At 71.8% G+C, this 23,041-nt stretch carries 27 protein-coding genes and 1 tRNA gene; 16 read left to right on the top strand and 12 right to left on the bottom strand.

All coding sequences use genetic code 11. From position 1 onward, the window contains the following. The 4 genes from ACO1X9_RS03485 to ACO1X9_RS03470 all read right to left on the bottom strand — a co-directional run. On the bottom strand, positions 1 to 167 hold a 167-nt coding region (locus tag ACO1X9_RS03485; RefSeq protein WP_486349437.1), incomplete at its 3' end, for a trigger factor. A 41-nt stretch (positions 168 to 208) separates the two neighbouring features. Continuing rightward, positions 209 to 285 (bottom strand) — tRNA-Pro (locus tag ACO1X9_RS03480). 68 nt (positions 286 to 353) lie between these two features. After that, a complete protein-coding gene (locus ACO1X9_RS03475; protein WP_486349434.1) occupies positions 354 to 710 on the bottom strand; it encodes a hypothetical protein in 357 nt (118 codons plus the stop codon). Further along, complete coding sequence (locus ACO1X9_RS03470) at positions 707 to 1,042, bottom strand: MerR family DNA-binding protein (RefSeq protein WP_486349436.1); 336 nt, start codon at positions 1,040 to 1,042, stop codon at positions 707 to 709. The genes ACO1X9_RS03475 and ACO1X9_RS03470 overlap by 4 nt, the downstream gene beginning before the upstream one ends. Positions 1,043 to 1,172: 130 nt before the next feature. Between ACO1X9_RS03470 and ACO1X9_RS03465 the strand changes: the two genes are divergently transcribed. From ACO1X9_RS03465 to paaZ, 6 genes are all read left to right on the top strand, one after another. Continuing rightward, positions 1,173 to 2,006, top strand: a complete 834-nt coding sequence (locus ACO1X9_RS03465; protein WP_486349433.1) for an NAD(P)/FAD-dependent oxidoreductase — start codon at positions 1,173 to 1,175, stop codon at positions 2,004 to 2,006. A gap of 121 nt (positions 2,007 to 2,127) precedes the next feature. Beyond that, the gene (locus ACO1X9_RS03460; protein ID WP_486349432.1) at positions 2,128 to 2,319 is read left to right on the top strand and encodes a hypothetical protein; all 192 of its coding nucleotides are present in this window, start codon (positions 2,128 to 2,130) and stop codon (positions 2,317 to 2,319) included. A 76-nt stretch (positions 2,320 to 2,395) separates the two neighbouring features. Then, positions 2,396 to 3,577 carry a thiolase family protein gene (locus tag ACO1X9_RS03455; protein ID WP_486349431.1) on the top strand — a complete coding sequence of 394 codons (1,182 nt, stop codon included), beginning with the start codon at positions 2,396 to 2,398 and terminating at the stop codon, positions 3,575 to 3,577. Then, positions 3,574 to 4,308 carry an enoyl-CoA hydratase/isomerase family protein gene (locus ACO1X9_RS03450; RefSeq protein WP_486349430.1) on the top strand — a complete coding sequence of 245 codons (735 nt, stop codon included), beginning with the start codon at positions 3,574 to 3,576 and terminating at the stop codon, positions 4,306 to 4,308. Before ACO1X9_RS03455 ends, ACO1X9_RS03450 begins: the two co-directional genes overlap by 4 nt. Next, the gene (locus tag ACO1X9_RS03445) at positions 4,305 to 5,171 is read left to right on the top strand and encodes a 3-hydroxyacyl-CoA dehydrogenase family protein (protein WP_486349429.1); all 867 of its coding nucleotides are present in this window, start codon (positions 4,305 to 4,307) and stop codon (positions 5,169 to 5,171) included. The genes ACO1X9_RS03450 and ACO1X9_RS03445 overlap by 4 nt, the downstream gene beginning before the upstream one ends. 2 nt (positions 5,172 to 5,173) lie before the next feature. Continuing rightward, positions 5,174 to 7,243, top strand: a complete 2,070-nt coding sequence (gene paaZ, locus ACO1X9_RS03440) for a phenylacetic acid degradation bifunctional protein PaaZ (RefSeq protein ID WP_486349428.1) — start codon at positions 5,174 to 5,176, stop codon at positions 7,241 to 7,243. 71 nt (positions 7,244 to 7,314) lie between these two features. Here the strand turns inward: paaZ and ACO1X9_RS03435 are convergent, their stop codons facing one another. Further along, on the bottom strand, positions 7,315 to 7,908 hold the full coding sequence (locus ACO1X9_RS03435; protein WP_486349427.1) for a TetR/AcrR family transcriptional regulator: 594 nt from the start codon (positions 7,906 to 7,908) through the stop codon (positions 7,315 to 7,317). A 17-nt stretch (positions 7,909 to 7,925) separates the two neighbouring features. Further along, on the bottom strand, positions 7,926 to 8,339 hold the full coding sequence (gene paaI / locus ACO1X9_RS03430; protein ID WP_486349426.1) for a hydroxyphenylacetyl-CoA thioesterase PaaI: 414 nt from the start codon (positions 8,337 to 8,339) through the stop codon (positions 7,926 to 7,928). A 47-nt stretch (positions 8,340 to 8,386) separates the two neighbouring features. On the opposite strand from paaI, the gene paaA reads away from it, so the two are divergent. From paaA to ACO1X9_RS03400, 6 genes are read left to right on the top strand one after another with little or no spacing between them, the layout of a single operon-like run. Then, the gene (gene paaA / locus ACO1X9_RS03425; protein ID WP_486349425.1) at positions 8,387 to 9,364 is read left to right on the top strand and encodes a 1,2-phenylacetyl-CoA epoxidase subunit PaaA; all 978 of its coding nucleotides are present in this window, start codon (positions 8,387 to 8,389) and stop codon (positions 9,362 to 9,364) included. Continuing rightward, entirely contained in the window at positions 9,361 to 9,669 is a 309-nt protein-coding gene (paaB, locus tag ACO1X9_RS03420; RefSeq protein ID WP_486349424.1) for a 1,2-phenylacetyl-CoA epoxidase subunit PaaB, read from the top strand. The genes paaA and paaB overlap by 4 nt, the downstream gene beginning before the upstream one ends. Beyond that, positions 9,666 to 10,484 carry a 1,2-phenylacetyl-CoA epoxidase subunit PaaC gene (paaC, locus tag ACO1X9_RS03415; protein ID WP_486349423.1) on the top strand — a complete coding sequence of 273 codons (819 nt, stop codon included), beginning with the start codon at positions 9,666 to 9,668 and terminating at the stop codon, positions 10,482 to 10,484. Before paaB ends, paaC begins: the two co-directional genes overlap by 4 nt. Beyond that, a complete protein-coding gene (gene paaD, locus ACO1X9_RS03410; RefSeq protein ID WP_486349422.1) occupies positions 10,481 to 10,981 on the top strand; it encodes a 1,2-phenylacetyl-CoA epoxidase subunit PaaD in 501 nt (166 codons plus the stop codon). Before paaC ends, paaD begins: the two co-directional genes overlap by 4 nt. A 2-nt stretch (positions 10,982 to 10,983) precedes the next feature. Then, positions 10,984 to 12,108 carry a 1,2-phenylacetyl-CoA epoxidase subunit PaaE gene (gene paaE / locus ACO1X9_RS03405; protein WP_486349421.1) on the top strand — a complete coding sequence of 375 codons (1,125 nt, stop codon included), beginning with the start codon at positions 10,984 to 10,986 and terminating at the stop codon, positions 12,106 to 12,108. 28 nt (positions 12,109 to 12,136) lie between these two features. Continuing rightward, positions 12,137 to 12,910, top strand: a complete 774-nt coding sequence (locus ACO1X9_RS03400; protein ID WP_486349420.1) for an enoyl-CoA hydratase/isomerase family protein — start codon at positions 12,137 to 12,139, stop codon at positions 12,908 to 12,910. 111 nt (positions 12,911 to 13,021) lie between these two features. Here ACO1X9_RS03400 and ACO1X9_RS03395 read toward each other — a convergent pair whose 3' ends face one another. Continuing rightward, positions 13,022 to 13,456 (bottom strand): Lrp/AsnC family transcriptional regulator, encoded by a 435-nt coding sequence (locus tag ACO1X9_RS03395; RefSeq protein ID WP_486349435.1) that lies wholly within the window; start codon positions 13,454 to 13,456, stop codon positions 13,022 to 13,024. A 161-nt stretch (positions 13,457 to 13,617) separates the two neighbouring features. On the opposite strand from ACO1X9_RS03395, the gene pdhA reads away from it, so the two are divergent. The 3 genes from pdhA to ACO1X9_RS03380 are packed head-to-tail and all read left to right on the top strand — an operon-like array spanning position 13,618 to position 17,077. After that, positions 13,618 to 14,736 (top strand): pyruvate dehydrogenase (acetyl-transferring) E1 component subunit alpha, encoded by a 1,119-nt coding sequence (gene pdhA / locus ACO1X9_RS03390; protein ID WP_486349419.1) that lies wholly within the window; start codon positions 13,618 to 13,620, stop codon positions 14,734 to 14,736. Further along, positions 14,733 to 15,767: an alpha-ketoacid dehydrogenase subunit beta gene (locus tag ACO1X9_RS03385; RefSeq protein ID WP_486349418.1), complete on the top strand. Its 1,035-nt coding sequence runs from the start codon at positions 14,733 to 14,735 to the stop codon at positions 15,765 to 15,767. The genes pdhA and ACO1X9_RS03385 overlap by 4 nt, the downstream gene beginning before the upstream one ends. Continuing rightward, positions 15,764 to 17,077, top strand: coding sequence for a dihydrolipoamide acetyltransferase family protein (locus ACO1X9_RS03380; protein ID WP_486349417.1), 1,314 nt, complete (start codon positions 15,764 to 15,766; stop codon positions 17,075 to 17,077). The genes ACO1X9_RS03385 and ACO1X9_RS03380 overlap by 4 nt, the downstream gene beginning before the upstream one ends. A gap of 76 nt (positions 17,078 to 17,153) precedes the next feature. On the opposite strand, the gene ACO1X9_RS03375 is transcribed toward ACO1X9_RS03380, so the two are convergent. Genes ACO1X9_RS03375 through ACO1X9_RS03355 form a run of 5 tightly spaced genes read right to left on the bottom strand, consistent with a single transcriptional unit; the run spans position 17,154 to position 22,067 of the window. After that, positions 17,154 to 17,852 (bottom strand): type 1 glutamine amidotransferase, encoded by a 699-nt coding sequence (locus ACO1X9_RS03375; RefSeq protein ID WP_486349416.1) that lies wholly within the window; start codon positions 17,850 to 17,852, stop codon positions 17,154 to 17,156. A 5-nt stretch (positions 17,853 to 17,857) separates the two neighbouring features. Then, a complete protein-coding gene (locus ACO1X9_RS03370; RefSeq protein WP_486349415.1) occupies positions 17,858 to 19,288 on the bottom strand; it encodes an amidase family protein in 1,431 nt (476 codons plus the stop codon). A gap of 4 nt (positions 19,289 to 19,292) precedes the next feature. After that, on the bottom strand, positions 19,293 to 20,375 hold the full coding sequence (locus tag ACO1X9_RS03365; protein ID WP_486349414.1) for an ABC transporter substrate-binding protein: 1,083 nt from the start codon (positions 20,373 to 20,375) through the stop codon (positions 19,293 to 19,295). 49 nt (positions 20,376 to 20,424) lie between these two features. After that, complete coding sequence (locus tag ACO1X9_RS03360) at positions 20,425 to 21,297, bottom strand: ABC transporter permease (protein ID WP_486349413.1); 873 nt, start codon at positions 21,295 to 21,297, stop codon at positions 20,425 to 20,427. Then, on the bottom strand, positions 21,294 to 22,067 hold the full coding sequence (locus tag ACO1X9_RS03355; protein ID WP_486349412.1) for an ABC transporter ATP-binding protein: 774 nt from the start codon (positions 22,065 to 22,067) through the stop codon (positions 21,294 to 21,296). Before ACO1X9_RS03355 ends, ACO1X9_RS03360 begins: the two co-directional genes overlap by 4 nt. A gap of 185 nt (positions 22,068 to 22,252) precedes the next feature. Here ACO1X9_RS03355 and ACO1X9_RS03350 point away from each other — a divergent pair, with 185 nt between their 5' ends. Next, positions 22,253 to 23,023, top strand: coding sequence for an enoyl-CoA hydratase-related protein (locus tag ACO1X9_RS03350; protein ID WP_486349411.1), 771 nt, complete (start codon positions 22,253 to 22,255; stop codon positions 23,021 to 23,023). Positions 23,024 to 23,041 lie beyond the last annotated feature (18 nt).

Genomic DNA, 23,041 nt, shown 5'->3' with positions numbered 1-23,041 from the left:
TCGATGATGGGCGGCGGCACCTTGCCCTTGCGGAAGCCGGGGATGTTCACCGACTCGGCGATGTGCTGGTACGCGTGGGTGATGCTCGGCTTGAGCTCCTCCGGCGTCACGGTGATGTTCAGCTTCACGCGGGTGGGCGACAGGCGCTCGACGGTCGTCGTGACCATGGGAATACGTCTCCTGGGGTGGATGAAAGGTGTGGGGCTGATGGTCGGGGCGACAGGATTTGAACCTGCGACCTCCCGCTCCCAAAGCGGGCGCTCTACCAAGCTGAGCTACGCCCCGAGGCAGAAACGGCCCGCCACAGTCTAAGGGACGCGGCCGGGAAGGATGCCGGGCGCCCGCCGTGACGTCTAGCCGCAGGCCCCGGCAGGCCCCGCGCACGAGGTCAGCACGGTGAACGCCGCGAACGCCGCGAACGCGAGAGAGCCGAACCCGGGAAGGGCGAGCACGACCGCGGCGACGGCCGGCCAGCCGGGTCGCTCGCGCCGCGCGAGGCCCACGATGCCGAGCACGAGCCCGAGGAGACACAGGACGCCGAGCGGGATCGCGGCCACCGACCCGGTGACGACGAACCAGGGCGGACCCTGCACGAACGCGTCCTGCGTCTGCAGGTAGCCGTAGACCACGGCACCGCCGACGACGACCGCCGCCACGAGGATCAGCGAGAACGCGATCCAGCCGAAGATCGGGCGCCGACGGGGAGTCACGCTCCGACCCTATCGACCGGCCAGGTCCCTCCGTCGAGCAGGTCGGCGACGGTCTCCACGAATCGCGGGCAGGTCGCGATGTCGTGCTGCTCGCACTCGAAGGCGTGCGCCGTCATCTCGCGCGCACGTTCGAGTTCGCGCATCCGCCGGTCGAGGTCGTCGAGGTGCGACTCGAGGATGGCGTGCCGCTCGGGTGCCTCCTCGTCGAGCAGCACGCGGATCTGGTCGAGCGTCATGCCGGCGGCCTTGCTGCGCACGATCACCGCGACGCGCACGACGTCCCCGTCGGTGTACCGGCGACGGCCGCCGCTGTCGCGCGCGGGGTCGAGCAGCCCGACGTCCTCCTAGTGCCGCAGCACGTGCGTCGGCAGGCTGAACCGCGCGGCGGTGTCGCCGATGGACCACGGACTTGACTTCATGTCGACATGAAGTCACAGGATGCTGGAGAACGCAAGGAGAGACATGTACGACGCGATCATCCTCGGCGGCGGACCCGCCGGACTCCAGGCCGCCCTCACCCTCGGCCGCATCCACCGCTCGGTGCTGCTCGTCGATTCGGGCGACTACCGCAATGCCCCGGCCGAGCACCTGCACAACCTCATCGGGTTCGACGGCACACCGCCCGCCGACCTGCGCGCCGCCGCGCGGCGGGACCTGGCGGGCTACGGCACCGTGGAGCTCGCCGACGGCCGCGCGGCCGAGGTGCGCGGCGACGCCGGCGACTTCACGGTCGCCTTCCCCGACGGCCACCGCGAGTCGGCCCGAGCGATCGTGCTCGCCACAGGGGTGCGCGACGAGCTGCCCGACATCCCGGGGCTCGCCGAGCAGTGGGGCCGCAAGATCGCCCACTGCCCGTTCTGCCACGGCCACGAGTTCGCCGGACAGCGGGTCGGCATCCTCGCGCCCGACGAGGCGCGACTCGCCCACCTGAGCGGGTTGCTGCGACCGATCACCGACGACCTCGTGCCGGTGGAAGGACTCGTCCGCGTCGACGACCACGGGGATGGCCTCCGCCTCACCCTCGACGACGGCTCGACGCTCGACGTCGCCGGCCTGTTCGCGGCGTCGACGATCCGCGTCTCACCGCTCGTCGCCGCGCTCGGACTCGAGGTCGGCCCGAGCGGAGCGGTGCTCATCGACGCGATGGGACGCACGAGCCGCGCGGGCGTCTACGCGGCGGGCGACACGGCCCACGTGCGCGAGCTGCCGGGGCCGATGCAGTCGATCGGTACGGCGGTCGCGGCCGGCCTGGTCGCCGGCGCGGCGGTCGCCGCCGACGCGCTCGCGCATCCCTGACCTCCCCGCCGACACCGCGAGGGGGCGCGCGTGGGGCACTCGCGCGGAATCGAATCCCCGAAACGCGACCCCTCGCGTCAAGGGGGTGCCGTCTCGAGCCCGCGCGGGGGAGGGTCGGCACATGACACCGGAAGAGCTCGTCGACCCCGAAGCCCGTCGCGAAGAACTGACGCGCGCCCCGAAAGCCGACCCCGAGGATGCCGCCCCGCGCATCACGCTGAGCGAAGGCACGAACGGTGCGACGCGCATCGACGTCGCCGACACGGCCGTCGTGCGTCCGGGACGACCGGATGAGGAGCTCGACGACGACTGAACTCCGGCCCGGTTGACACGCACCCCTCCGACGCGAAAGACTTGACCGAACGATCGGTCAGTAATTCGGAGGTGGCGTGGACGCGTATCTCGTCGGCGGAGTCCGCACGCCGGTCGGCCGGTACGGCGGAGCCCTCGCCTCGGTCAGGCCCGACGACCTCGCGGCGCTCGTCCTGGGCGAAGCGGTACGCCGCGCGGGCATCCCGGCGTCCGAACTCGACGAGGTCGTCCTCGGCGCCGCCAACCAGGCCGGCGAAGACAACCGCAACGTCGCCCGCATGGCCGTGCTGCTCGCGGGACTGCCCGACGACATCCCGGGCTTCACGGTCAACCGCCTGTGCGCCTCCGGCATGACCGCGATCGCCCAGGCCGCGCAGGCCATCCGCGCGGGCGACGCCGACCTCATCGTCGCGGGCGGGGTCGAGTCGATGACCCGTGCGCCGTGGGTGCAGACCAAGCCGGCGAAGGCGTGGGCCAAGCCCGGGGATGCCTTCGACACCTCGATCGGCTGGCGCTTCACCAACCCGAGGCTCGCTGCACGCGACAAGGCCACCTTCGCGATGCCCGAGACCGCGGAGGAGGTCGCCCGCCTCGACGGGATCACCCGCGACGACGCCGACGCCTTCGCCGTGCGGTCGCACGAGCGCGCCCTCGCCGCGATCTCCGCCGGCCGGTTCGCCGCAGAGATCGTCGGCGTCGAGACCCCGAGCGGCGTCGTCGACACCGACGAAGGGCCTCGTCCCGGGACCACCGCCGAGGTGCTCGCGAAGCTCTCCCCCGTCGTGCGCGGCGGCAGCGTCGTCACGGCGGGCAACTCCAGCTCGCTCAACGACGGCGCCTCGGCGATCGTCGTCGCGAGCGGCGCCGCCGTGGAACGCCTCGGCCTCGTGCCCCGGGCCCGCGTCGTCACCGCCGCATCCGCCGGGATCGCCCCCGAGATCATGGGTCTCGGCCCGGTGCCCGCGACAGAGAAGGCCCTCGCCCGCGCACGTCTCGGCATCGGCGACCTCGGCGCCGTCGAGCTGAACGAGGCCTTCGCGACCCAGTCGCTCGCGAGCATGCGGCGGCTCGGGCTCGACGAAGCCATCGTCAACGCCGATGGCGGGGCGATCGCGCTCGGGCACCCTCTCGGATCGAGCGGCTCGCGCCTCGTCGTCACGCTGCTCGCGCGCATGGAGCGTGAGGATGCCCGCTACGGTCTCGCGACGATGTGCGTCGGCGTCGGGCAGGGTCAGGCGATGATCCTGGAGCGGATGTGAGCGAGCTCCGGGTCACGCGCTCCGACGACCGCGTCGAGGTCGTGCTCGACCGACCCGACGTGCGCAACGCGATCTCGCGCGCGATGGTCGCCGAGCTGCACGAGGTCTGCGCCGAGCTCGAGGCGACGCCGCGCATCCTGATCCTCGCCGGCTCGACGGAGGTGTTCGCGTCGGGCGCCGACATCGCCGAACTGCGCGACCGCCGTGCGTCCGACGCGCTCGAGGGCGTCAACTCGCGCGTCTTCGACCGCATCGCGCGCCTGCCGATGCCCGTCATCGCCGCGATCGACGGCTGGACCCTCGGCGGCGGCGCCGAGCTCGCCTACGCCGCCGACCTCCGCATCGCCGGCGAGGGCCTGAAGATCGGCAACCCCGAGACGGGGCTCGGCATCCTCGCCGCCGCAGGGGCCACCTGGCGGCTGCCCGAGATCGTCGGTCACGCCCTCGCCGCCGAACTGCTGCTGACGGGCCGCACCCTCGACGCGACGGAGGCCCTCGCGGCGGGCCTCGTCAGTCGAGTGGTGCCCTCGAGCGAGCTGCTCGCGACCGCGCACGAACTCGCCGACCGGATCGCGAAGAACGACCCCCTCGCCACGCGCCTCACGAAGGCCGTGCTGGCCGCCCCGCGGAGCGCGCATCCCGCGGTCGACGAGCAGACGCAAGCCGTGCTCTTCGAGTCGCCCGAGAAGCACCGGCGCATGACGGAGTTCCTCGAGAGGAAGAAGACGTGAACGTGCCCACGCGCGTCGGCGTGCTCGGCGGCGGCCGGATGGGAGGCGGCATCGCGCACGCCTTCCTGCTCGCCGGCGCCGACGTCGTCGTCGTCGACCAACCGGACTTCCTCGAGCGGGCCGGCGCCGGCATCCGCACGGCCGTCGACCGCAGCGTCGAGCGCGGGTCGACCGCCCTCGCGCGCGAGGAGTTGCTCGCCGCCCTCACCGTTACCGCCGACCGTGGCGCCCTCGCCGACCGCGACCTCGTCGTCGAGGCCGTGCCCGAGCTGCCCGACCTCAAGACGGAGGCGCTCACCGGCGTCGAGCGGCTGCTCGAAGCGGATGCCGTGCTCGCGAGCAACACGTCGTCGCTCTCGATCGACGATCTCGCCGCGAGCCTCGAGCGGCCCGAGCGCTTCCTCGGCCTGCACTTCTTCAACCCCGTGCCCGCGTCGTCGCTCGTCGAGGTCGTGCGCGGCGCCGCGACGCCCGACGCCCTTGTGTCCCGCGCGCAGGACTGGGTGCGGGCGCTCGGCAAGACGCCCGTCACCGTGACCGACTCCCCCGGCTTCGCCTCATCGCGACTCGGGGTCGCGATCGCGCTCGAGGCGATCCGCATGGTCGAGGAGGGCGTCGCGACACCTGCGGACATCGACGCCGCGATGGAACTCGGCTACCGGCACCAGACCGGGCCGCTGCGCACGACCGACCTCGTGGGGCTGGATGTGCGGCTCGACATCGCCGACTACCTCGCGTCGCGCCTCGGGGAACGTTTCGAGCCGCCGCAGCTGCTGCGCGACCTCGTGGCCGCCGGCCACCTGGGCAAGAAGTCCGGCCAGGGATTCTTCACCTGGCCCTCCGATACCTCGACCGGAAGCTGACCATGACCGACCTCCTCCCCTCGTACGTGAACGACGCGTGGTGGACGCCCGCCGCCGACGTCGACGCCGCGACCGTGCTCGACGCCTCGACGGGCGATCCCGTGGCCCGCGTCTCGACGACCGGACTCGACCTCGGTGCGGCCCTCGAGCACGCCCGCACGGTCGGTCAGGCGAGCCTCGGCGCGCTCACGTTCCACCAGCGCGCGCTGCTGCTCAAGCAGTTCGCCCTCGCGCTCACCGAACGCAAGGAGGAGCTGTACGCGATCTCCGCGCAGACCGGCGCGACGAAGGCCGACTCGTGGGTGGATGTCGACGGCGGCATCGGCGTGCTCTTCACCTACGCCTCGAAGGGCCGCCGCGAGCTGCCGAACACGACCGTCTACGTCGACGGCCCCGCCGAGGTGCTCTCGAAGGACGGCAGTTTCCTGGGGCGTCACATCTACACCCGTCTCCCCGGCGTCGCCGTGCAGATCAACGCGTTCAACTTCCCGGTGTGGGGGTCGCTCGAGAAGTTCGCGCCCGCGTTCCTGGCCGGGATGCCGACGGTCGTGAAGCCCGCGACCCCGACGGGCTACCTCGCGGAGGCGTTCGTGCGCATCCTGGTCGAGAGCGGCCTCTTGCCCGCCGGAACGCTCTCGCTCGTGTCGGGCAGCATCCCGACGCTCTTCGACCACCTGCGACTCGGCGACCTCGTCGCGTTCACGGGCTCCGCCTCGACCGCGGAGCGTCTGCGCTCGCACGACGCCGTGCAGACGGGCGGCGTGCGCTTCACGAGCGAGACCGACTCGATCAACGCGTCGGTGCTCGGGCCCGACGCGATCGCCGGCACGCCCGAGTTCGACGCGTACGTCAAGCAGCTCGTCGCCGAGATGACGACGAAGGCGGGGCAGAAGTGCACCGCCATCCGCCGGGCGATCGTGCCCGCCGCGTCGGTGGGGGCCGTCGTCGATGCGGTCGGCGCCAGGATCGCGGAGCGCACGGTGCTCGGCGACCCGCGCGGCGAAGGCGTCACGATGGGCCCGCTCGCGTCGATCGAGCAGCGCGACGAGGTGCTGCGCCAGGTCGGCAGGCTCACCGCCGCGGGCGGCGAGATCGTGCTCGGCTCGACCGACGCCCCCGAGGTGACGCACGCCGACGGCTCGCGCGGGCTCGCCCCCGAGGGCGCCTTCGTCGCGCCGCTCCTGCTGAGGTTCCCGACCGGAGCGGGCGATGTCGTGCACGAGACCGAGGCGTTCGGCCCCGTGTCATCGCTCCTCACCTACGAGACCGTCGACGAGGCGGCCGACCTCATCGCGCGCGGCGGCGGGTCGCTCGTCACGAGCGTCGCGACGCACGACCCCGGTTTCGCGGTCGCCCTCGTGAACCGCGCCGCCGCCTACAACGGGCGCATCCTGCTGCTCGACCGCGACGACGCGCGCTCCTCGACCGGCCACGGCTCCCCGCTGCCGAGCCTCGTGCACGGCGGCCCCGGCCGCGCGGGCGGCGGCGAGGAGCTCGGCGGGATGCGCGCGGTGCTGCACCACATGCAGCGCACCGCGGTGCAGGGCTCCCCCGCGATGCTCACGGCGCTCACGGGCGTGTGGCACGCCGGTGCCGCGTCGCAGCCGGGCGGGCGGCATCCGTTCCGCAAGAGCCTCGCGGAGCTCGTGCTCGGCGACCAGGTCATCTCGGGCTCACGCGAGGTGACTCTCGCTGACATCGAGACGTTCGCCGCGTTCACGGGCGACACGTTCTACGCGCACATGGACGAGGAGGCCGCCGCGGCCAACCCGTTCTTCCCGGGCCGCGTCGCGCACGGCTACCTGCTCGTGTCGTGGGCGGCGGGGCTCTTCGTCGACCCCGAGCCGGGTCCGGTGCTCGCCAACTACGGGCTCGAGAACCTGCGGTTCCTCACGCCGGTATCGCCCGGCGACAGCATCCGCGTCGAGCTCACCGCGAAGCAGATCACGCCGCGCGAGACCGACGAGTACGGCGAGGTGCGGTGGGATGCCGTGCTGAAGAACCAGGAGGATGCCGTCGTCGCCACGTACGACGTGCTCACCCTCGTGGCGAAGGAGCCCGTCGCGGCCTGAAGGTGGTCGCGAGGGGTCGTGTTTCGCGGCCATTCGCGGCCGCGAAGGCCCGAAACGCGACCCCTCGCGAGCTAGCGACCGGCGGCGCGGAGGCCGTCGACCGCGACCGCGACGACCGTGTCGGCGAGCTTGTCGGCATCCCCGTCGGGGCGGTACCACTCGGCGATCGAGTTGATCATGCCGAAGACGAGTCGCTCGGCGAGGCGCGGGTCGACCTCGGGCCGCAACCACCCCTCGTCGGCCGCGGCGGCGACGAGCTCCGACACCGCGCGGTCGAACCGCCGGCGTCGCTCGAGGGCCGACCGTTCGACCTCGGTGTTGCCGCGAAGCCGCAGCAGCAGCGTGACCGACGGCAGCTCGGCGACGAGCACGTGCACGGCGCGACGGATGACGTAGGTGAGCCGCTCCCCCGCCGACCCGGTCTGCGCGCCGGGCTCGGCGAGCACCGCCTCGAGCGCGCCGAGCGCCTGGTCGAGCGCGAGTTCGAGCAGCTCCTCCTTCGAGGAGACGTGGTGGTAGATCGCCGACTTCGAGAGCCCGAGCCGCTCGGCGAGCACGCCCATCGAGGTGGCCTCGTAGCCGAACTCGTTGAACGCGGCGACGGAGATGGCGAGGATGCCCTGCTGGTCGTAGCCGGGGCGTCCGCGGCGGATGGGAGAGGACATCCCGCCCAGTCTCCCACTCAGAACGGCAGCGGGCGGTCCGTCGCGATGCTGCGTCCGCGGAACTCGGCCACGACATCCCCGGTCTGGTCGGTCACGGTGACGTCGTAGAGGCCGGTGCGGCCCGAGCGGAGTCGACGCACCGCCGTCGCGGTGAGCACGTCGCCCTCGCGCGTCGACTTGAGGAACGTCACGTCGGCACCGGCGGCGACCGTCAGGCGATCGTCTTCGTTGCACGCGATCGCGAAGGCGGTGTCGGCGAGCGCGAAGACGAGTCCGCCGTGCGTGATGCCGAAGCCGTTGAGCATGTCGGCCCGCACCGTCATCTCGACGACCGCACGACCGGGCTCGTCGGCGAGCACGCGCATCCCGAACGCCGCGGACGCCGCGTCGGCGGCGAGCATCGGTCGCAGGGGTACCGGACTGTCGAGCATTCCCATATACTAACCGAACGCCCGGTCAGTTATCCAGGAGGACAGTGATGACCACCCCCGCCGACCTCACGCTCGTCGATGACGTCGACGCTTCCGGCCAGCAGCGCTTCGACGAGCTCATCGCCGCCGACTCGCGCATCGAGCCGCGCGACTGGATGCCGGACGCCTACCGCAAGACGCTCGTGCGCCAGATCTCGCAGCACGCGCACTCCGAGATCATCGGCATGCAGCCCGAGGCCAACTGGATCAGCCGTGCCCCGAGCCTCAAGCGCAAAGCCATCCTCATGGCCAAGGTGCAAGACGAAGCCGGTCACGGGCTCTACCTCTACTCCGCGGCGCAGACCCTCGGCACTCCGCGCGACGAGATGTTCCAGGCGCTCGTCGACGGCAAGGCCCGCTACTCGTCGATCTTCAACTACCCGACCCTCACCTGGGCCGACATGGGCGCGATCGGCTGGCTCGTCGACGGCGCCGCGATCTGCAACCAGGTGCCGCTGTGCCGCGCCTCCTACGGCCCTTACGGCCGCGCGATGGTGCGGATCTGCAAGGAGGAGTCGTTCCACCAGCGGCAGGGCTTCGAGATCCTGCTCGAGCTCATGAACGGCACCGACGCGCAGCGCGCGATGGCTCAGGATGCCGTCGACCGCTGGTACGCGCCGAGCCTCATGATGTTCGGTCCGCCGGACGGCGACTCGCCGAACTCCGTGCAGTCGATGGCGTGGAACATCAAGCGTTTCAGCAACGACGAGCTGCGGCAGCGCTTCGTCGACATGCTCGTGCCGCAGGCGGAGGCCCTCGGCGTCACCCTGCCCGACCCCGACCTGCGCTGGAACGAGGAGACCGGTCACTACGACTACGGCCAGCTCGACTGGGACGAGTTCCACGAGGTGCTCGCCGGCCGCGGCCCCGCGAACGGTCAGCGCCTCGCCCACCGCCGGAAGGCGTTCGAGGACGGCGCCTGGGTGCGCGAGGCGGCCGCCGCGTACGCGCGCAAGCAGGCATCCCGCGAGCAGGTGGCGTCGTGACCACCCCCGGCTCGGCGGCCGACCGCGAGGAATGGCCGATGTGGGAGGTCTTCGTGCGCGCCAACCGGGGCCTCGCCCACGTGCACGCGGGGTCGCTGCACGCCCCCGACGCGACGATGGCCGTCAAGAACGCGCGCGACCTCTACACGCGCCGCAACGAGGGCGTGTCGATCTGGGTCGTGCCGGCGGAGTACATCACGACGTCCGACCCCGACGCCAAGGGCGCCTACTTCGAGTCGCCCGCGGGTAAGAACTTCCGCCACGCGATCTACTACACGAAGTCGGAAGGCGTGAAGCACCTGTGATCGACGACCCGCACGGTGACGTCGTCGTCGATCAGCTCACGCTCGACGACGAGATCGTCCGGCGCGCCGGCGACGCCACGGCGGATGTCGCCGAGTACGCGCTCTGGCTCGGCGACGACGCGCTCATCCTCGCCCACCAGCTCGGCTGGTGGATCTCGCGCGCGCCCGAGCTCGAGGAGGACATCGCGCTCGGCAACATCGCGCTCGACCTGCTCGGCCACGCGCGCTCGCTCCTGTCGTACGCCGGCAGCGCGACGGGCCGCACCGAAGACGACCTCGCCTACTGGCGCGGCGAGCGCGACTTCCGGTCGAGCCAGCTCGCCGAGCAGCCCAACGGCGACTACGCGCACACGATCGTGCGGCAGCTCGCCGCCGCGATCTACATGTTCGAGCTCTACGGCCGCCTGCGGGCGAGCACCGACGACACCCTCGCCGCGATCGCCGCAAAGTCGGTCAAAGAGGTCGACTACCACCGCGACCACACCGTCGAGTGGTTCCGGCGGCTCGCCCTCGGCACCGACGAGTCCCGCCGACGGCTCGAGGTCGCCCTCGAGCACGTCTGGCCCTACGTCGGCGACCTGTTCCGCGACGAGCCGCTGCTCGACCGGCTCGAGGGCGTCGCGGTGCGGCCGTCGACGCTGCGTCCGGCGTTCGACGCCGTGATCGCCGCCCTCGCCGCCGAGACCGGCATGACCTTCCCCGACGCCGACACGGCGCGCGGCGGCGGACGTCGAGGGTGGCACTCCGAGAACCTGTCGCTGCTGCTCGCCGAGATGCAGGTGCTCGCCCGCGAGCATCCCGGAGCCACCTGGTGAGCGCCACCGTGCTGACCGACCGGCAGAAGGTCTGGGAGCTCGCAGCGACCGTCGTCGACCCCGAGATCCCGGTGCTCACGATCGAAGACCTCGGCATCCTGCGCGACGTCGAGGTGACCGAGCGCGGCGTCACGGTCACGATCACCCCGACCTACTCGGGCTGCCCCGCGATGGATGCCATCCGCGACGACCTCGTCGCGGTGCTGAGCCCCGCGGGCCTGGGCGCCGTCGAGGTGAAGATGACCCTCTCCCCCGCGTGGACGACCGACTGGATGAGCGCCGACGGCAAGCGGAAGCTCGAGGAGTACGGCATCGCGCCGCCGACGGGTCGTTCGCACGTGCTGCAGGGTCCCATCCGTCTCACCCTCGCGACGCGCTGCCCGCGCTGCGGCTCGGCCGACACCGCCGAGATCTCGCGCTTCGGATCGACGTCGTGCAAGGCGCTCTACGAGTGCCGCGCGTGCCTCGAGCCGTTCGACTACTTCAAGGTGATCTGACCGTGGCCGCGACCAACCTGGGCGCCCGCAAGCGCGCCACCTTCAACGCCCTCGCCGTGCGCGAGGTGCGCCGCCTGACGAGCGACAGCATCGAGGTCACCTTCGCGGTGCCCGACGAGCTGCGGGATGCCTACGACTACGCGCCGGGACAGTACGTCGCGCTGCGCTCGGGGCTCGCGAGCCCGGACGGCGCCGAGCTGCGCCGCAGCTACTCGATCTGCCAGGCGCCCGTGCCGGGCGAGGTGCGCGTCGCGATCAAGCGCGACGTCGGCGGCGTCTTCTCGACCTGGGCCAACGAGCACCTCGCGCCGGGCATGCAGCTCGACGTGATGAGCCCGCAGGGCACCTTCACGACCGACCTCACCGCGGCGGAGGACAAGCACTTCGCCGCGATCGCCGCCGGCTCGGGCATCACACCGCTCATGGCGCTCATCCGCACTCTGCTCGGCGGCACCGAGCGCGCGCGGTTCAGCCTCGTCTACACGAACCGCACCTCGCTCGATGTCATGTTCCTCGAGGAGCTCGCCGACCTGAAGGATCGCTACCGCGAGCGACTCGCGCTGCACCACGTGCTCTCGCGCGAGGAGCGCACGTCGGAGCTGCTCTCCGGCCGTATCGACGACGACAAGCTCGACGGCATCCTGCGCTTCCTCGTGCCGCCCACCGACGTCGACGAGTGGTTCCTCTGCGGGCCGTTCGACCTCGTCGAGCTGTGCCGCGGTCGACTCGAGGATGCCGGGGTGCCGCGTGCCGCCGTGCACTTCGAGCTCTTCACCACCGGGCGACCCGAGTACGGCTCCGGCGGCGCGGTCGGGCGACCCGTCGAGCACACCGTCGGCGTCAACGCGTCGACCGTCAAGTTCACGCTCGACGGCCGCACCTCGACCGTCGTCATTCCGGAGCGGCAGGCGGAGAGCATCCTCAACGCCGCCCTGCGGGTGCGCACCGACGTGCCGTTCGCGTGCGCCGGCGGGGTCTGCGGCACGTGCCGCGCGAAGCTCGTCGACGGCTCGGTGCGGATGACCGAGAACTACGCGCTCGAACCCGACGAGCTCGACGCAGGGTACGTGCTCACCTGCCAGTCCCATCCGACGAGCGACGACGTGCTCGTCGACTACGACGCCTGACCTCACCACCCCGACGACAGGAGCGACGATGCCCCGGCTCGACCTCGACGGCGATCTCGCGATCGTCACCCTCGACCGCCCCGACAAGCTCAACGCGCTCGACGAGGGTGCGCTCGACGAGCTGAGCGCGGCCTACGACGACGCCGCGGCGGCGGGGGTGCGGGCGCTCGTGCTCCGTGGCGAGGGTCGGGCGTTCTGCGCGGGCCGCGACATCGCCGGCGTCGACCCGCGGGAGGACGACGTGCTCGGCTTCCTCGGCGGACGCGTCGAGCCGCTGCTGAAGAAGATGAGCGCCTTCCCGGCGCCGACCTTCGCCGCCGCCCACGGCGCGTGCCTCGGCGTCGGGCTCGGGTTGCTCATCGCGACCGACGTCGTCTACGTCGCCGACGACGCGAAGATCGGATCACCGTTCGCGAACCTCGGCGCGACGCTCGACTCGGGCGGGCACGCGCTCTTCGTCGAACGGCTCGGCGCCCACCGCACGCTCGATCTCATCTACACCGCGCGGCTCATGTCGGGTGCGGAGGCTGTGGCGGGTGGGCTGTTCTCGCGCGCCGTGCCCGCAGCCGAGCTCGAGGATCTCACCCTGTCGACCGCGCGCACGGTCGCCGCCGGCGCGACCCTCGCGTTCCGGGCGAGCAAGCAGCTCGTGGCCCAGGTGCGCGACGAGCGGCTCGGGCTGTGGGCGAGCATGACGCACGAGAACCGGGCGCAGGCCGACCTGTGCGACACCGACGACTACCGCGAGGGCTTCGCGGCGTTCCAGCAGAAGCGCCCGCCCGTCTTCACGGGTCGCGCCTGACCCTCGCGGGTTGAGTGCCGCCGAAGGCGGTGTATCGAAACCAGGCACGTCGAACGTCGGGGTTTCGATACACCGCGCTGCGCGCGGCACTCAACCCGCGAGGGTTTCGCGTCAGTCTCGCGTCGGCTCGAAGTCCTCGAACACGAGGGCGGTGCGGGTCGACTTCACGGCGGGGATCGCCTGCAGCTCTTCGAGCACGACGCGGCGCAGGTCGCTGTTGTCGCGCGCCCGCACGAGCAGCAGCACGTCGGTGTCGCCGCCGACGAGCGCGATGTGCTCGATGCCTCGGATGGCGGCGAGCCGTTCGCGCACCTCCTGCCACGACGTCTGGTCGACGGCGAGCGACACGTAGGCGGAGGCGTGGAGGCCCGCCTTGACCGGGTCGATGCGAGCCGAGAACCCCGCGATCACGCCCGTGTCGACGAGCCGGTTCACCCGCGTGTAGGCGTTCGCGCGGGAGATGTGCACGGCGTCGGCGACGGCCGTCATCGAGGCGCGGCCGTCGCGTCGCAGCAGCTCGAGGATGCGCTCATCCACTTCGTCCAGGTCCACGTGCCCGCCTTCCCTACCGATCGTTCAGTTATTGGACAAAAGCATAGTAATCGGGACGTTGCCTGTCGATTCTTCTCGTCATTCGCCCCAGCATTGCGACAAATAGAGGCGAAGCCGCACTCTGAGTAGACACCTGCCACGCACTGGAGCGTCTCATGAGCACAGCCGTCCGCCCCGACGACCGATCGCTGCTCCCCCGCGACGTGCCCGTGCGCCTCGTCGATGCGGCCGGCAAGAAGGTCGCCGACCCCGACTTCACGCTGCCCGACGTCGCGCGCCTGCGTGAGGCCTACCGCGGACTCGTGCTCGGCCGCCGCATCAACGACCAGTGCAACGCCCTCGTCCGTCAGGGCCGCCTCGCCGTCTACCCCGCGTCGACCGGCCAGGAGGCCTGCCAGGTCGCCGCCGCCCAGGTGCTCTCCGACGGCGATTGGCTGTTCCCGACCTACCGCGACTCGGTCGCCGTGATCATGCGGGGGGTGAAGGCGGCGGATGCCATGGTGCTGCTCAAGGGCGACTGGCACTCCGGCTACGACCCCCGCGAGCACCAGGTGGCGCCGCAGGCGACGCCGCTCGCCACCCAACTGCTCCACGCCGTCGGATTCGCGCATGCCGCCAAACTCCGCGGCGAGGACACCGTCGTGCTGGCCCTCTGCGGCGACGGCGCGACGAGCGAGGGCGACTTCCACGAGGCCCTCAACTTCGCGGCCGTGTTCCACCTCCCGGTGGTGTTCTTCATCCAGAACAACGAGTTCGCCATCTCCGTGCCGCTGTCGCGGCAGACCGCCGCCCCGTCGCTGGCCCATAAGGCAGTGGGGTACGGGATGCCCGGCACGCGCGTCGACGGGAACGACGTCGCCGCGCTCCTCGCCGTCCTCGGCGAGGCGGTCGACCAGGCTCGGGCTGGTGGCGGTCCGAGCCTGGTCGAAGCCCACACCTATCGGATGCTCGCGCACACCAACGCCGACGACGACACCCGCTATCGCGACAGCGACGACGTGAAGGCGTGGGTCGATCGCGATCCGCTCAGCCGCCTGCGCGCCCATCTGAAGGGCCGCAAGGCACTCGACGCCGCGACCGAGGAGACGTTCGCCGCGCAGGCCGAGGAGGTCGCCGCGGCCCTGCGCGAGGCACTCGGCACCGACGCGGAGCTCGATCCTGAAGACCTCATGCGGCACGTCTACGCGACCCGCACGCCGCAACTCGACGAGCAGTGGAACGCACTCGCCGGCGAGCTGTCCCGCGACGAGCTGGCCCGAGAGGAGACCCGATGACCCTGCTCGACGAGGCCCCCGCGGCCGCTCCCCCGGCGGTCGAATCGATGACGATGGCCGGTGCCCTCAACCGCGCCCTCGCCGACGCGCTCGAGGCCGACCCGTCCGTGCTCGTCTTCGGCGAAGACGTCGGGGCGCTCGGCGGCGTGTTCCGCATCACCGACGGGCTCACCGCCCGGTTCGGCGAGAACCGCGTGTTCGACACCCCGCTCGCCGAGTCGGGCATCGTCGGCACCGCCGTCGGCATGGCCATGAACGGGATGCGGCCGGTGGTCGAGATGCAGTTCGACGCGTTCGCCTACCCCGCCTTCGAGCAGGTCGTGAGCCACGTCGCCAAGATGGGCAACCGCACGAAGGGCGCCGTGCGGCTGCCGATGGTCATCCGCATCCCCTACGGCGGCGGCATCGGCGGCGTCGAGCACCACTGCGACTCCTCCGAGGCGTACTACGCCCACACCCCCGGGCTCACCGTCGTCGCCCCCGCGACCCCCCAGGACGCGTACTCGCTCCTGCGCGCGGCGATCGACAGCCCCGACCCCGTCGTCTTCCTCGAGCACAAGAAGCTGTACTGGTCGAAGGCGCCGGTCGACACCTCGAAGGTCGCGCGCATCGGCGAGGCCGCCATCGCCCGCGAGGGCACCGACGTCACGGTGATCGCCTACGGCGCCGCCGTGTCGACCGCGATGCAGGCCGCCGAGATCGCCGCGGGCGAGGGGCGCAGCGTGCAGGTCGTCGACGTGCGCACCCTCGTGCCGTTCGACGACGCGACGGTGATGGATGCCGTGCGCGCCACGGGTCGTGCGGTGGTCGTCGCCGAGGCCCCCGGCTTCGCGAGCGTCGCGTCCGAGATCGCCGCCCGGGTGGCGGAGCGCTGCTTCGAGCACCTCGAGGCGCCCGTGCGCCGCGTCACGGGGTTCGACATCCCGTTCGCCCCGCCGAAGCTCGAGAAGTACTACCTGCCCGACGTCGACCGCATCCTCGATGCGATCGACTCGCTGCACTGGGACGACGAGCATGGGGGCGACGCGTGAGCCGCGTCTTCACCCTCCCCGACCTCGGCGAGGGACTCACCGAGGCGGAGGTCATCCGCTGGCTCGTCGCCCCGGGCGACCCCGTGAAGGTCGACCAGCCCGTCGTCGAAGTCGAGACGGCGAAGAGTGTCGTCGAGGTGCCCTCGCCGTACGCCGGCACCGTCGCGGCCGTGCACGGCGCGGAGGGCGAGACGCTCGCCGTCGGGTCGCCGCTGCTCGAGGTCGACGACGGGTCGACGCCCGCCACCCCGCCGCCCGCACCGGCCGTCGAGACCGCTCCCGCCGCCGCGGACGTGGAGGCCTACCGCGCCGAGGAGCGCGCGGGTGGAGGCTCGGGCAACGTGCTCATCGGCTACGGCACGTCCGGCCACCAGGCCACCGCGCGCCGTCGTCGGCCGGTCGCGCGTCCGGCTCCGAGCATCCCCGCCCCCGCGTCGGGCGACGGCCCGGTCGCCGTGCGGTCACCGATCGTGCGGCGCCTCGCTCGCGAGCACGGCATCGACCTGCACCGCATCAGCCCCACCGGTGCCGACGGTGCGATCACCCGCGGAGACGTGCTGCGTGCCACGGCATCCCCCGCCGCCGTCTCGGGCGACCGCGACGCCGCGACGGGCCTCGGCATCGCGAAGCGCGAACCGCTCGGGATGCTGCGCCGCACCGTCGCCGCGAAGCTCAGCCGAAGCCGCGCCGAGATCCCCGAAGCGACCGTGTGGGTCGACGTCGACGCGACCGAGCTCTGGCACCTGCGCCGCGCGATGGCCTCCGCCGACAGTCCCGCTCCCTCGCTCACGGCATTCCTCGCCCGCTTCGCGTTGCTCGGGCTCGAGGCCTACCCCGCGCTCGGCGGACGGCTCGACGGCGACGGCAGCGAGCTCGTCGAGTTCGCCGGGGTCAACCTCGGCATCGCCGTCGACACCCCGCGCGGACTCATGGTGCCCGTCGTGCGCGGCGCCCACGAGCTCTCCGTGGCGTCGCTCGACGCCGAGGTGCGGCGCGTGAGCGAGCTCGTGCGCGCCGGCTCGGCCTCCCCCGAGCAGCTCACCGGCTCGACCTTCACCCTCAACAACTACGGGTCGTTCGGCGTCGACGGCTCCGCGGCGATCATCAACCACCCCGAGGTGGCGATCCTCGGCGTCGGCCGGGCGATCGAGCGTCCGTGGGTGGTCGACGGGGCGATCGTCGCCCGCCGCATCCTGCAGGTGTCGCTCGTCTTCGACCACCGCGTGTGCGACGGCGGCTACGCGGCGGGCTTCCTGCGCACGGTCGTCGACGCGATCGAGCATCCCGCGCGACTCTTCGCCCGCGTGTAGAGGCGAGCGACGGCTGTTTGCCCGATTCGGGCTCCGGCGGTCTCGTACGTAGAGCCCGAATCGGGCAGATAGGGAGTCAGCCGCGGGCGAGGGCCGCGCGGGCGAACTCGTCGAACACCGCGTCCGCCACAGGGCGCATGCGGAGGTCGGCGGCCCGCAGCTCCGCGCGCAGGGCCGCGCCGCCATCCGGCAGCTCGGATCGCATCTGCTCGACCTCGAGCCAGGAGTCGAGCAGATCCGGCCCGACCTCGAGGTGGAACTGCGTCGCGAAGGCCGAGCCGACCCGGAACGCCTGATTGGCGCACCCGTCGGTGCTCGCGAGCACGGTCGCACCGGGCGGCGGCTCGACGTTGTCGTAGTGCCAATGCAGCACGTCGAGCGACGATCCGGCGGCACCGAGCGCCGAGTCGGCGACGAGTGACACGGGCGCGACGCCGACCTCGCGCGTCGCACCGGGGTGCAGGGCGCCGCCGAGGGCTCGGGCGAGGATCTGGTGCCCGAGGCAGACGCCGAGCACCGGGATCTCGGCGTCGACGGCACGTCGCGCGAGGTCGCGCTCAGCGGCGAGCCCGGGATGTTCGTCGACGTCGTCGGCACCCATCGGGCCTCCCATGATGACGACTCCCGCGAGCGCCTCGAGCGCGGGGAGCACGACATCGCGCGATCCGATCACCGTGCGCCGCTCGCTCGGCACCCCGGCCCGCGCGAGGGCGTCGGCGATGCGACCCGGCGCCTCCCACGGCACATGCTGCACGACGAGGACGCGACGGAACACCCTTGTCATTCTGCCGGGCGACCGGTTCCCGTGAAACCGAAGACGCGCTCGACACCCGCACCGAGGGCCAGAAGATCGCGATCGGACCCCCGTGCGCCGATCAGCTCGAAACCGACCGGGAGACCCGTCGACGACAGCGCGGCGGGGAGCACGAGGGCCGGGGCGCCCGTGGCGGGCGAGAGCGCCGTGTTGCGCCCGAACGCGTCGAAGAACGACGCCTCGGCACCGTCGACATGCACGTGGTGCTCCTCGCCGACGTGCGGCGGAGGTGCGCCGACGGCGGGGAGGGCGAGCGCCGCGAGGTCGTGGTCGGCGAGGTACCGCTCGAGCGCTTCCACGAGAGCGGGTCGGCGCGCGACGGCGCCGCGGTACGCCTCCTCGGGCGGGCGACCCGGGGGCATCGCGACCTGCTCGAAGAACTCGCGCTTCGCGGGCGCCAACTGCTCGACGAACGCGCCGAGGTCGAGCCCGACGTCGTACGACTCGAGGTACGCCGCGATCGCCGGCATCGCGTCGAAGAGCATGATCGCGGCCGAGACGCCGAACGCTTCGCGCAACTGCTCGGGCACGTCGACGTCGACGAGCTCCACGCCGGCATCCCGCAGGGCGTCGAGCGCCGCGCTCCAGACCGCGGCGACGCTGGATTCGATCCCGTCGGTGTAGAAGGCGGGGACGCCGACGCGGGTGCCCGCGAGCTTCACCGCAGGCAACGGGTCGCCGCCGGCGATGATCGCGTCGAAGAGCGCGACGTCCTCGACGCTGCGGGCCATCGGGCCCAGCTGGTCGAGCAGACCGCGGGTGAGCCCGAAGGAGCCGCGGTTCGGGTACCGGTCGAGGGTCGGACGGAAGCCGACGACGCCGCAGAACGACGCGGGGATCTGGATCGAGCCGAGGGTGTCGGCGCCGATCGCGAGCGGCGCGACGCGGGCGGCGACCGCGGCAGCCGACCCGCCGCTGCTCCCACCGGGCACGAGGGTGGGGTCGTAGGGATTGCGCACGGCACCGAAGGCGCCGTTGTTGCTCGTCCAGCCGAACGAGATCTCGGTGAGCCCCGTCTTGCCGAGCACGAGCGCGCCGGCCGCGGCGAGGGGCGTGAGGATGTCGGCATCCCGAGTCGGCACGTAGGCGCGCATCGACGCGGTGCCGTTGGTCGTCACACGACCCGCCGTGTGGATGCTGTCTTTTACGGCGATCGGCACCCCGTGAAGGGGTCCGAGAGCGGCGCCCGAGGCGCGCACGGCATCGGCGTGACGCGCGGCCTCGAGCACGGTGTCCGGCTCGAGCGACGTGAACAGGTTGAGCTCGGACCGTGCGTCGGCTTCCGCCAGCAGCGCGGTCGTGTACTCCTCCGAGCTCACTCCTCCCTCGCGGATGACGGCCGCAGCCTGGGCCGCCGTCAGCTCGGTGAGGGGATTCCGTCGCTCGAGACCGGACACTCGACTACTCCCCGTTCTCGGCGAGCCAGGCGTCCGCCTGGGCCAGCACCTCGTCGCGATCCCAGTCGTTGATGCGCTCAAGGAAGTCGGTGCGCAAGAAGTCGCTCAGGTCGATCGGCGCATCCATCGCACCCACCTGTACGAGCAGCTCCTGTGCGTTCTCCCAGCGCTCGACCTTGACCTCGCCGAAGTTCACGCCGTCGAAGGGCCGCAGGGTCTCGGTGAGGCCCTCGATGAGAAACTCGGCCACCTCGGGCTCACGCCACTGCTCCGGCGCGACCTTCTGCGTCACGAGCGCCGCGATCTCGGGACGCTCGATCGCCACGAAGGTGCCCTTCGCGAGAGCACGCAGGAAGCCGATGATCGCCTCGTCCTCGAGGTCGGCCGCGCGCACGATGTAGCCGCCGACCGGGAGCCCCTCGAGCCCCTCGGGGATGATGTTCTCCACCTCGAGCCCGGCGTCGCCGAACGCGGCGAAGTCGGCGAGCGTTCCGGTGTAGGCGGCGATGCGCCCCTGACGCAGCGACTCGGCGACCGAGCTGCCGCCCGGACCGACGACCGTCGTCGTGACGTCGTCGAGGCTCATGCCGACCTGCTCGAGGGCCGATGCGAGCAGGGCGAGGTCCTGGTCGGGCGAGGCGAGGCCGATGTTGGCGCCGGCGAGCTCGGTGAGCGACTCGATGCCGCTCTCCTCGGGCACGACGATGCCGTAGATGAAGTCGACACCGCCCGTGCGCTCGTCGTACGGCAGCGCGAGCTCGTCGGTCTTCGAGGCGGCGGCGAGCGCGTCGCTCGCGGCGATGAGCGCGACGTCGGCGTTCCCGTTCTGCACGAGGCTCGCGGCGGGGATGCTGTCCGAGATCGCGACGACCTCGACGTCGAGGCCCTCCTCCTCGTAGAAGCCGAGCTCGCGCGCGACGACCTCGTTGAACGTGAACAGCGAGTTCGGGGCGGGGTTGGCGACGACGAGACGGGTGGTCTCGGCGTCGGTCGACTGCGGGGCGCAGCCGCTCAGGATGACGGCGCCGAGCGCGAGGGCGACGGTGCCCCCGACGAGCCGGCGACTCGGGGTGTGATTGCGGTTCATCTCTTCTCCAGATCGGTGTCGGGATGGTGCAGGGCGTTGCAGGGTGCGGCTAGAGGCCGCGGATCCGCCGTTCGATACGGCGAGCTCGGAGTCGGCTGCGCACGGCGAGCTGGTCGTCGCGGCGCCAGAAGACGACGTAGCGGTCGACGAGGCCGATGGCGGCGTAGAGCGTGAGACCGATGCCGGTCAGCACGAGGATGATGGCGAACGCGTCGTCGAGGTTGAGCTGGTAACTGAAGCGCTGCACGAGCAGGCCGAGCCCGACCTGAGCGGAGACGAACTCGGCGACGACGGCTCCGGCGAGCGCGAGGGTGAGCCCGATGCGCAGGCCCGCGAACATGAGCGGCGCGGCGGTGGGCAGCAGCACGTGCACGAAGGTCTGAGCACGCCCCGCCCCGAGCGAGCGGAACAGCTCCTCCTCCTGCGGGTCGGGCATGAGCAGGCCGGTGAGGGTGTTGACGAAGATCGGGAAGAAGGCGATGAGACCCGCGACGACGATCTTCGACTCGAACCCGAATCCGAACGCAGAGATGATGATCGGTGCGAGGGCGAGCATCGGCAGCACCTGCAGCACGACGGCGTAGGGCTGGATCATGTGGCGCAGCGTCGTCGACCACCCGGCGGCGAGCGCGAGGCTGAGCGCGAGCACGGCCGCGAAGGCGAAGCCCGCGAAGGTCTCGAAGAGGGTCGCACCGAAGTGCGGCCAGATGAGCCCGGTCGCGAACAGGTCGACGAGCGACGTGAGCACGTCGAGCGGCCGCGGCAGGATGAGGTTGCTCACCCAGCCGAGCGACGTGGCGAGCTCCCAGAGCCCGACGACGACGACGAGCAGCACGAGCGGGGCGATGATGCGGATCGGCGCGACGCGTCGCCGCGGGCGGGCGGCGATCGCGACGGCGCGCGTGGCCAGGTTGGTGCTCAACGGGCGTCCTCACTCGCGGGAGCTCCGTGCAGCGCGTCGCGCACTGCGGCGGCGATCGCCTGGAACTCGGGGCTCTGCACCGACTCGGGATGCCGGGGCCGGGGCAGGTCGACCGGGATGTCGGCCGTGATGCGTCCGGGGCGGGGCGTCATGACGACGACCCGGTCGGCGAGCAGGACGGCCTCGAAGATGTTGTGGGTGACGAGCACGGTGGTCGACTCGCTCTCCTCGTGCACGCGCAGCAGCTCGACGTTGAGGTGCTCGCGCGTGAGCTCGTCGACGGCGCCGAACGGCTCATCGAGGAGTCGCACGTTGGCGCCGGTCATGATGAGGCGGGCAAGGGCGACGCGCTGCTGCATCCCCCCGGAGAGCTGGCGCGGGAAGCGGTAGGCCGCGCCTTCGAGTCCGTAGAGGTCGAGCACGCGCTTGGCCTCGCGGAAGTCGCCGTCGGTCAGTGGGCGATGCAGCCGGATCGGCACGAGCACGTTCTCGATCGCGGTCTTCCAGTCGAGCAGGGCGGGCCGTTGGAACATGAGCCCCACGTCGCGGCGCGCTCCCCGCACCGGCGAGCCGAGCACGCTGACGGTGCCCGACGAGGCCGGGGTGAGCCCGGCGAGGATGCGCAAGAGCGTCGACTTGCCGCAGCCGCTCACGCCCACGATGGCGACGAATTCGCCTGGCTGGATCGTCAGATCGACCGAGTCCATGGCGTGGAATCCGTTGTCGAACGTCTTGCTGACGTCGCGGACCTCGATCGCGGGGGTACTCATCGATCTCCTGACTCGTAGCCGGCGGCCTCGGCGCCTCCGGTTCCCCGATCGTAAGGACGCGGCAGTGCGTGAATCAAATGCACGTTCGCTAGTTGAACAGTTACCCAGATGCATTCCACTTCACGCACTCCACGAGTGCGAAGAGTGCACTGGAATGACGGCATCCCGCTCCTTACCGTGAGCCCATGACTGACGACAAGATCGGCTACGCGCGCTCCGGCGCCGTCGCCGTGGTGACCCTCAACCGTCCCGAGCACGCCAACGCGATCGACCCCGAGGCGTTCGAGGCCCTCGGCGCGGCCTACCACCGTGCCGAGAACGACCCGGAGGTGCGGGTGGTGCTGCTCGCCGGCGAGGGCCCCGCGTTCTCCGCCGGGCTCGAGCCCGCCGCATTCCTTCCCGTGCTCCAGGAGCGCCGCTACAGCACCGACGGCCCCGGACGGATCAACCCCTTCGGCACGACGACGCGGCTCTCCAAGCCGCTCGTGGTGGCCCTGCAGGGCACCGTCGGCGCCATGGCGCACGAGCTCATGCTCGCCGCCGACATCCGCATCGCCGCCGACGACACCGTCTTCAACCAGGGCGAGGTGAGCCGCGGCACGACCCCCGCGGGCGGCGGCGGGCTGCGGATGCCGCTCGAGGTCGGCTGGGCCAACGCGATGCGTTGGTTGCTGACCGGCGAGAACTGGGATGCCGCGGAGGCGCTCCGCCTCGGGCTCGTGCAGGAGGTCGTCCCGACCGGCACGCAGTTCACGCGCGCCCTCGAGCTCGCGGAGAAGATCGCGCAGCACCCGCCGCGCGCGGCGCGGGAGACCCTGCGTCTCGGACGCCGCGCCGTCGAGGGCGCGTCGCACGCCGTGTTCGCCGACCTCATCCCGACGCTCTCCCAGCTCATGGGGTCGCACGACTTCCAGGAGCGGCTCGCCGCGATGCGCGAAGGTCGCACGCCCGTGTAGTCGGGCGTGCCACCTTCT

It is taken from the genome of Pseudolysinimonas sp., assembly GCF_057350545.1.
This window is presented reverse-complemented; position numbering and strand designations above follow the sequence as displayed.